Source organism: Mesorhizobium sp. M1E.F.Ca.ET.063.01.1.1 (assembly GCF_003998155.1).
Classification (GTDB): Bacteria; Pseudomonadota; Alphaproteobacteria; order Rhizobiales; family Rhizobiaceae; genus Mesorhizobium.
In genome coordinates this window covers 1-7,989 of record NZ_RZSC01000241.1, presented here as the reverse complement: position 1 = coordinate 7,989, position 7,989 = coordinate 1, and the positions used below count along the sequence as shown (strand labels likewise).

The following is a 7,989-nucleotide window of genomic DNA, read 5'->3' as shown; positions in this document are numbered from 1 at the left end:
CTGTGGAAGTAGTCCCTGGTGTATTCTCCCCAGATCATCTCATAGTCGCGTCGGAGATCCGTCGGATCCGGTCCTGCCTGGTTGCCCCGCGCCCGCAGGAGGCTGAAACCGCCAGCCACCGCGATCGCCTGTCGTACGGTCATGAGCGGACGATAGGCCTGCTGTCCCGGTGTAAGCACATCGCCGGTTACATAGATGGGACGATACTCGGCGATGATCGCCGTCACGTCGCTCGGCCTGACGACCGCCATCTGTTCGCGGCCGTCGGACATGCGGATGTGAAAGATCTTGGTCGGCAGAATCGTTTGCATGCGCGCCTGCAATTCGGGCGGCGTCAGACCGCCGACCGAGACCGCGCCGGCATCGGGAAGCACGATCGTGCCGTCCATCTGGACAACCGCGCGCTGGGTCCGGTCGGGAATGGAGGTTATCCCGATCTCGACCGTATCGCCCGGTGAAATCCGGTAGGCGCTCGATGTATCGGCCGCGGCAGCCATCGGCGCGGTGCCCAGGACCGCAAGAACCGCAAGGAAGAACCGGCTAAGGTCGGTCATTGGCAACAACCTCCTTCGGATTTTGTTGTTCGCCCCAGTCGAGGCGCGCGACGAACTCGTAGACCGGGCCGCCCGGCGTGCCCCAGTTGCTCGACCAGATCACCTGGGAGCCATCCGGAGAAGGCGAGGCATGCGTCTCGCTCCAATAGTCGGAGGGAGGGTTTCGCGTCTGCACGATACGACGGATGGCGCCCCTGCCATCGATGCGGAGCGCGATGACTTCTCGCGCATAGGGAGCCCAGCCCGGATTGGCCGAGACCTCGTCCGGATCGCCGCCATAGCTCAGGAATACCCAATCGCCCCTGGCCAGGGCGCGGGTCGATGCATGTTCCGCCTGGCCGTAAGCTGTAAGCGAAGTCGCCTTCCCGTCCGAAAGCCTGCGCTTGATGATCTGGAACTTGTCTGGACTGGATTTGCTGATGCCGACATAGACTTCGCTGCCGTCCTCGTCGACCGTCAGATCCCCGTGACCGGGCCGATGATGGTCCGTCCATCTCTGCCGCAAGGTGCCGTCAACCGCGAAAATCGCTCTTTGCTCGGTACCGTCCACCAGGTTCTGGAAGCACAGGATATACGCTCCGAGCGGGGAGATCGTGCAGGAACTGGTCGTTCCGGGAACCTGAGCAAGGTCGATGTCTGGGAATTTCAGCCGCTGGTTCAGATCATAGGCGAAAACAACGTCCGTGCCGTCCTTGCGGACCGCCCGGACCGCGATGCGGCTACCGTCCCGGCTGGGATTGCCCTTCGATGGGCCGAATCGCAGATCGTGATACGCCGTGGAGGTGAACAGGATCTCTTCCTGGTTCGTCCGTGGTGCCCAGGTCGAAATCGTCCGGCCTTGAACGCAGATCATCAGCTCGGCGTTTCGAGGGTGCCACTCGCACTCTCCCCCTCTCTTACGACTGAACAGCGCCACATAGGTATGCCCGTCGAGAAAGCACATTCCATTGCAGCCGTTGTCGAGGAGGAGCAATGTCTGGTCTGCGTTCCAGGCTTGAGCGCTCGAATAGCGATGGCTGCAATATTTGGGACCGCAAACGACACCATTTCCAAGAACCCCGGGCTTGGTTATGCGAACGAAGCTTGTGCCGAAGGCCGGGTCGGTCGCTGGGCGAAGATAGTCAGGCAGATCCATCCCCACGGGCGCCACGAAGCCGGTGGATGTGTTGCTTCCTTGACCGCCGGCCGTCCGCAGGTTCAGCAGCGCGGCAACGCAAACCAGCAGCAACACGGCAACAAGCGGGGGAAGCCTCATGTCATGTAACCCATCTCATGACGTACAAGGCCCGCGCGGAGGCGTGTCCGCCACCACGCAATGGTTCGGCCCAAGCCTTCGCGAAGACCGGTCTGCGCCCTCCATCCCGTTGCGGTCTCAAGCCGGGACGAATCCGCCAGCAGCGCCCGGACCTCGGAATTCTGCGGCCGCAGCCGCCCTTCGTCGCGATGAACCGGCTTGTTGGAGCCGCTCAAGTCGAGCACCAGGTCCAACACGTCCGATATAGTCACCGCACGTTGGCTTCCGGCATTGTAGGCATGGCCGAATTCGAGTTCGGCCGAGCCGGCTGCGAGGAAGGCCGCCGCGGTGTCCTCGACGAAGGTGAGGTCGCGGACCGGGCTGGTATCACCCACCATGATGGCTGGGCATTTCGGGTCGAGGGCCTGCCTGATGATCGTCGGCACGATTGCCCGTTCGCTCTGTCGCGGTCCGAACGTGTTGAAGGGACGCAGCACGACGACGGGCACGCCGAAGGATCGAGCATAGGACTCCGCCATCATGTCGGCTCCGATCTTGGAGGCCGAGTATGGCGATTGTCCCTGCAGCGGGTGGGATTCGCTGATCGGCATGCTGAGGGCGGTGCCGTAGACCTCGCTGGTGGAGGTGTGCACGACACGCTCGGTGTCCCACTGGCGCGCCGCCTCCAGGACGTTGACGGTGCCCATAACGTTGGTCTCCACATATGACTGGGCAGCCGCATAGGAATATGGAATGGCGATCAGTGCCGCGAGATGAAAGACAACGGCTTGGCCACGCACGATCCTGTTCAGGAACGCGCTGTCGCGAACGTCGCCGCGCAGGAGTTTCAGCTGATTTCGGATATCGTCCGGCAGATCATCCAGCCACCCGTGACTGTCGAACGAGTTATAGAGGGCCAATGCGGTCACGTCAGCGCCGCCGCGAACCAGCGCTTCGGTCAGGTGCGATCCGATGAATCCATCCGCGCCCGTGACCAGGACTCTCTTTCCCTCGTAGGTCATGACTATATAACCCTCGCATCACCCAAGCGCTGACTTGCGAATGCCGCTGACGACCATGCGAAACGCTCACCTATCCATTGAACGCGACAAGCCAAGGCCAAGAAGAACGAAGACACCGCGGATGACGAGTGCAGCGTCCGACGCCATCGTTCGCCGGCCATAGTAGGAGAGATCTATCCTGGCTTTTGCCGGGAACAGGACTTCCTTGTAGAAAAGCGTCGGCTCTATGCCGCGAGGATAGAAAAGGGCCTCGCGGCGGAACATGATTTGAGCAGGGCCGAGCAATCCTGGCTTATATTGCAGAACGGCTTCATAGCCGTCCCTGAAACACTCGGCGAAAGCGAGGCTCTCCGGCCTCGGACCGACTATTGCCATTTCGCCTTTCAGGACGTTCCACAACTGCGGCAGTTCATCGAACTTGGTGAGGGCGAGGATCCTGCCCACAGCGGTCATGCGCAGGTCATTGTCGAGGGTCAGCGCGAGGCCGCCGGAATCGCAGCGCGGATCGAATTTTCGAAACTTGTACATATGGAAGAGCCGGCCGCCGGCGCCTATGCGGGGCTGCACGAAAAGCACAGGCCGGCCGCCTTCGAGCAGCAGCACGAGCGCAATTGTCAGCATCAGCGGGGATAGGACGACGATGCCGACGGACGCGGCAATGATATCCATCGCGCGCCTGCCGAATCCGTGGCGCGCGCGTGTCATTGCAGGCCGGTGAATGGGCAGGTCGAATGCATTCATGCGACGGCCCCCGCCCGAGCGCCGCCATTGAGGGCTGATGCCAGGGCATCCACGACCGCCTCCGCGACGGGAGATGTGATCTGCGGATGGAGTGGAATGGTCAGCTCACGCTCGGCGAAATCCTCGGTACGCGGTAGGTGGACCCCTGGGTAACGCTCCCGATACAGCGTCATTTGATGCACGGGAGGATAGTGGATTGTGGTCTGTATGCCCTGCGCACGCAGCTCGTCGATGACATCTTGCCTGTTGACGTAGCGAGGCAAGAGGATCGGCATGATGTGATAGGCGGAGGTGCGAGGTTCGCAAAACGGGATCGTCACGGTCGGACAGCGCATGGCGATAAGGCGCCGATACAGCACAACGAGGATGCGCCTGACCTCATTCCACTCCTGCAGATTGCGCAGCTGAACCAAACCGATCGCGGCCCTCATTTCATCCATGCGGTAGTTGAAGCCCAGCATGGTCACGTCATATTGCGGCGTGCGGCTGTTCAATCTCTGGCGGGTTCCGGTGGTCATGCCGTGCCCACGGGCCTGGCGGATCGTCTCACGCAGGTTGGGGTCCCTCGTGACGACCGCCCCACCTTCGGCGGTGGTCATGTTCTTGTTGCCATAGAAGCTGAATGCCGCTCCGGCACCAAACGTGCCCACCTCCTTCAGTCCGGGAGCATGCGCGGCGTCCTCGATGATGTAGAGGCCTCGTACGTTTGCGAATGTCTGCCATTCTTCCTTGTTGGCAAGATAACCTGCAAAATGGACGAGGATCACGGCCCGGGTGCGGGGCGTGCAGCGCGCCTCCGCTTCCGCGACCGACATCAGCGGCACGTCTTCGGATTCTATGTCGACGAAGACTGGCGTGGCACCGACATAAAGGACCGCGTTCACGGTCGCCACGAAAGTCAATGAAGGCACCAGGACCTCGTCACCGGGTCCAATCCCAAGTCCGTAGAGGATCAGGTGAAGCGCTGCGGTGCAGGAGTTCACCGCGACGCAGTCTTCGACGCCGTGCATTGCGGCGAATGCCTCTTCAAACGCTCGAACACGCTCGCCCATCGTCAGCCAGCCGCTGTCAATCACTTTGGATAAAGCAGCCTTCTCTGGTACACCCAGCACGGGGGCACTGACCAAGAGCATCCCAACCTCCCGGTGATTTTTCACGTGTGTCGATAAGCGCCTTCACGCCGCGGCGGCGGCGACCTCGATGGATGCCGACTGCTCCTCCCAGGATGTCGCCTGCGCTTTCTGAAAATCCTCGACGCGGCCGATGTCCAGCCAGAGACCTTCGTGCTTGTAGACGTGCACGACCTGTCCATCTTGAAGCATTTGCAGCATGAGATCATCGAACCCGAAGGGGATGCCCGATGGAATGAACTGCAGAACGCCTGGATTCATGCAATATATTCCCATGCTTACCAGGTGCGAGAGCGCAGGCTTCTCGCGGAACACCCGGACTGTGTCGTTGACCTCGTCGATGACGCCGAAATCCATCTTGGTGATACGCGAAGCGGTCGCGATCGTGACCAAATCGTTGTGCGCCTTGTGCGTCGCCACGAACCGACTGAGGCTCAGGTCGGTGAGCACGTCGCCGTTGAGGACAAGAAACGGTTCATCCAGTTCGTCCCTGATCAAGGAGAGCGGGCCGATGGTCCCGAGCGGTTCCATCTCCTGGGTGTAGCGGATCTTGAGGTTCCATTGCGAACCGTCGCCGCAGACACTGCGGATCAGATGGCCGAGGTAGCCGGTTGTGACATAGACGTTTTCGATGCCGTTGCGCCGCAGCCATTTCAGCAGCAATTCAAGCACCGGCCGGGCGCCGATCGGCATCAGAGGTTTGGGCAATACCGATGTGAATGGCCGAAGCCGCGTACCCATTCCACCGCATTGAATAACCGCTTTCATACGATCCTCCGTGCGTACTCGGCCGACACGACCAATGATCAACCCTATCGTCCGGCAGGATGAACGCGACCGATGGCCTGCCGGACATGCCTCGACTTCATGGCCGGGAAATTACGCCGTGGCCGGTGGCCTGTCGTCGTGCGTTCGAATGGCGCTCCGGACGCTGCTCAAAGCTGCACGGATTGGAGCCCGGATGGCGAGACTTGTCGCTCGGCGTCCAAGCTCGTCCGCCCGCAGGCACCGACGGACCAAGGTCCGACTTGAATCATGGTAAACGGGGAGTAAGCTTTTCTGCCGCCGGATGGGTACATCAGACTGGCGATTGAGTGTGAAGCGGGCATTGTTGGGGACCGGCTAACCACAGGTTATGGATCGCCTCAGAATTCGTATTGGGCAGAACAACGCTCTGGGCGATTGCCGTTAGCCCCCCAATGGGCAGTGTGTGCGTTGGGGTAAAATGTACAAGATCGTCATCGCCGATGATCACGGCCTCTACCGGCGTGGCCTGCGGTTGGCTTTGACCGCCGGCATTGATGGCGTCGATATCTTTGAGGCGACGTGTTTCGATGCCGTCGTTGGCCTTCTTGCCGAACACAAGCCCGTCAGCCTCGCGATGCTTGACCTCAACATGCCGGGGCTCTTCACTCAAGAAGTGCTTGGCGACGTCCTGGCGACCTATCCGGACACACGGTTTGCGATTGTTTCCGGAAACGATTCACGATCCGAAATACTGACCGCTCTCTCGGTGGGGCTGCACGGTTATATCGTGAAATCGCAGAGCGATGAGGAGGTCGTGCTGGCGGTCAAGGAAATCCTCTCAGGTCGAATCTACGTGCCGGCGCTGCTGTCCCGGAACTCCGGGAGCCGAGAGCACATGTTGGAGATCCCGCACGGGAACAGTGCCGGTGCCGGCGCCCTGGAAAGGCTCACGTCGCGACAGAAGGATGTTCTGAGGCTGATGGCTGAAGGATACTCGAACAAGGAAATCGCGCGAGATCTCGATATCGCCGAGGCGACGACGAAGATTCATGCCGCCGCGATCATGCGGGAGCTGGGGGTTCGAAATCGCACGGAAGCGGCGGTTTTGATCAAGACCTGGTTGGGGCCGATGTGAACCAATGCATGTCGCCCAAAAGTGTGCAGCGGTTTTGGGAAAACGACATGCATAAAAACAAAGATTTAAAGCGCGTCGCTCAAATCCGTTTCAACGTGACGCGCTTAGCCTTGGATCTCCTTCGGCGACAGCCGGAGAGAGTACCGCAACCCATCCTCCCGCATTTCGAATTTTGAGGAATGCCCTAAAAGGGGTGCTCCGTCGACTCCCAGAACCATTGATCCGAAGCCCTGGCGCTTGATCGGAGCGATGCGTCTGCTCCCTGTTTCGATCCAATCAAATACGACCTCGTCGCCTGCCTTCCCTGAGACGAAATCCCATCGCACCTCGATCTTGCCGTGCGAGTCGCCGAGCACCCCATGCTTTATCGAATTGGTGGTGAGTTCGTGGACGATCATTGCAAAACTCTCAGCCGCCCCGCCTGAAATCTTGATCTCCGGGCCCGTAACCGTTGTCTTGCCTGCTTCCGAGAAGGGCCGAAGTTCCTGAGCGACCAGATCATGAATGGTGGACGATGCATCGGCGCTGTTCGTGAGCAGCATATGCGTCACCTCGAGCGCGCGAATTCGCTCGATGAGCGTTTCCTTGAATTTGACGAGGTTGCCGTCCGGCGCATTGACCATCTTCACTATGGCCGTGATGACAGCAAACAAGTTGCTGGACCTATGGCGCTGTTCGAGCATCAGCCCTTCTTGCTTTCTGATCGCCGCACGCAACAGCGTCGTTTGCCGTCGCTCGGTCAAATCCGCTGCGATGCCAGTCCGTTGATTGCGGCCGTTCTGGTTTTCCTCGCGTCCCCGCAAGGCGATCCAACGGATTTGACCGTCCGGCCGCTTGATACGGACCTCAACGTCATAATTGGCTCCAGGACGATCCTTCCTTGGAGGCGATGCGATTTTCGCCCAGTCCGCTTGGTGTACGATTGCCGACATATCCCCCAAGGGACGAAGCGCAGCCGGCTGCAGCCCTAAAATCTCCCAAAATTTGTTTGAGCCCGAGATGACCTTTTCGCCATACTCTATTCGCCACATGCCCAGCCTGCCGGCAGATAGCGCGAGGTCCAGCCACTCCCTCTGAGCCACAAGCGCTTCACGAGCCGATCGTTGTTCCGTAATGTCGTCGACGACCATGAACAGACTGTCGAGCGGCGACGTGTCCGGCGCGGACAAAGAAAGCGTGAGCCGGGCCCAGAACGTGCTGCCATCCTTTCTGATCAGGCGCATTTCTGAGCCGGACGACGGCGTCTCGGCACTCAGCCCCGCCAGCGACTTTTTGAACAAGTCACGATCGTCCGGATGGACAAACGCATCCATCTGCCGGCCAACAAGGTCATCCTCGGGGTAGCCCAGCAAGGCACCGAGGCGCCTGTTCGATCGCAGCACCTCACCTTTGTCGTTGGCGGTGGCAAAGCCCATGGCGTCTCGCT

At 60.2% G+C, this 7,989-nt stretch carries 8 protein-coding genes; 1 reads left to right on the top strand and 7 read right to left on the bottom strand.

The features are described 5' to 3' along the window. The 6 genes from EOA29_RS17985 to EOA29_RS17960 all read right to left on the bottom strand — a co-directional run. A partial coding sequence (locus EOA29_RS17985; protein WP_145969693.1) for a polysaccharide biosynthesis/export family protein occupies positions 1-554 on the bottom strand: 554 nt, incomplete at its 3' end. Continuing rightward, a complete protein-coding gene (locus EOA29_RS17980; RefSeq protein WP_126091642.1) occupies positions 541-1,809 on the bottom strand; it encodes a hypothetical protein in 1,269 nt (422 codons plus the stop codon). The genes EOA29_RS17985 and EOA29_RS17980, both read right to left, overlap by 14 nt. After that, on the bottom strand, positions 1,806-2,810 hold the full coding sequence (locus EOA29_RS17975; RefSeq protein ID WP_126091641.1) for an SDR family NAD(P)-dependent oxidoreductase: 1,005 nt from the start codon (positions 2,808-2,810) through the stop codon (positions 1,806-1,808). Before EOA29_RS17975 ends, EOA29_RS17980 begins: the two co-directional genes overlap by 4 nt. 66 nt (positions 2,811-2,876) lie before the next feature. Continuing rightward, complete coding sequence (locus EOA29_RS17970) at positions 2,877-3,479, bottom strand: sugar transferase (protein WP_245464863.1); 603 nt, start codon at positions 3,477-3,479, stop codon at positions 2,877-2,879. Between the two features lie 68 nt (positions 3,480-3,547). Then, positions 3,548-4,684 carry a DegT/DnrJ/EryC1/StrS aminotransferase family protein gene (locus EOA29_RS17965; protein WP_126091639.1) on the bottom strand — a complete coding sequence of 379 codons (1,137 nt, stop codon included), beginning with the start codon at positions 4,682-4,684 and terminating at the stop codon, positions 3,548-3,550. 42 nt (positions 4,685-4,726) lie between these two features. Then, positions 4,727-5,449 carry an NDP-sugar synthase gene (locus tag EOA29_RS17960; RefSeq protein ID WP_126095724.1) on the bottom strand — a complete coding sequence of 241 codons (723 nt, stop codon included), beginning with the start codon at positions 5,447-5,449 and terminating at the stop codon, positions 4,727-4,729. Positions 5,450-5,906: 457 nt separating this feature from the next. On the opposite strand from EOA29_RS17960, the gene EOA29_RS17955 reads away from it, so the two are divergent. Beyond that, the gene (locus EOA29_RS17955; protein WP_126091638.1) at positions 5,907-6,563 is read left to right on the top strand and encodes a response regulator transcription factor; all 657 of its coding nucleotides are present in this window, start codon (positions 5,907-5,909) and stop codon (positions 6,561-6,563) included. 104 nt (positions 6,564-6,667) lie between these two features. On the opposite strand, the gene EOA29_RS17950 is transcribed toward EOA29_RS17955, so the two are convergent. Further along, positions 6,668-7,989: sensor histidine kinase (locus EOA29_RS17950; protein WP_127221227.1), on the bottom strand; the 1,322-nt coding region annotated here is incomplete at its 5' end.

Bases quoted from the DNA above. Each gene is read 5' to 3' on its own strand.
- EOA29_RS17980 (WP_126091642.1), bottom strand. From the start codon at position 1,809: ATGAGGCTTCCCCCGCTTGTTGCCGTGTTGCTGCTGGTTTGCGTTGCC.
- EOA29_RS17975 (WP_126091641.1), bottom strand. From the start codon at position 2,810: ATGACCTACGAGGGAAAGAGAGTCCTGGTCACGGGCGCGGATGGATTC.
- EOA29_RS17970 (WP_245464863.1), bottom strand. From the start codon at position 3,479: ATGGATATCATTGCCGCGTCCGTCGGCATCGTCGTCCTATCCCCGCTG.
- EOA29_RS17965 (WP_126091639.1), bottom strand. From the start codon at position 4,684: ATGCTCTTGGTCAGTGCCCCCGTGCTGGGTGTACCAGAGAAGGCTGCT.
- EOA29_RS17960 (WP_126095724.1), bottom strand. From the start codon at position 5,449: ATGAAAGCGGTTATTCAATGCGGTGGAATGGGTACGCGGCTTCGGCCA.
- EOA29_RS17955 (WP_126091638.1), top strand. From the start codon at position 5,907: ATGTACAAGATCGTCATCGCCGATGATCACGGCCTCTACCGGCGTGGC.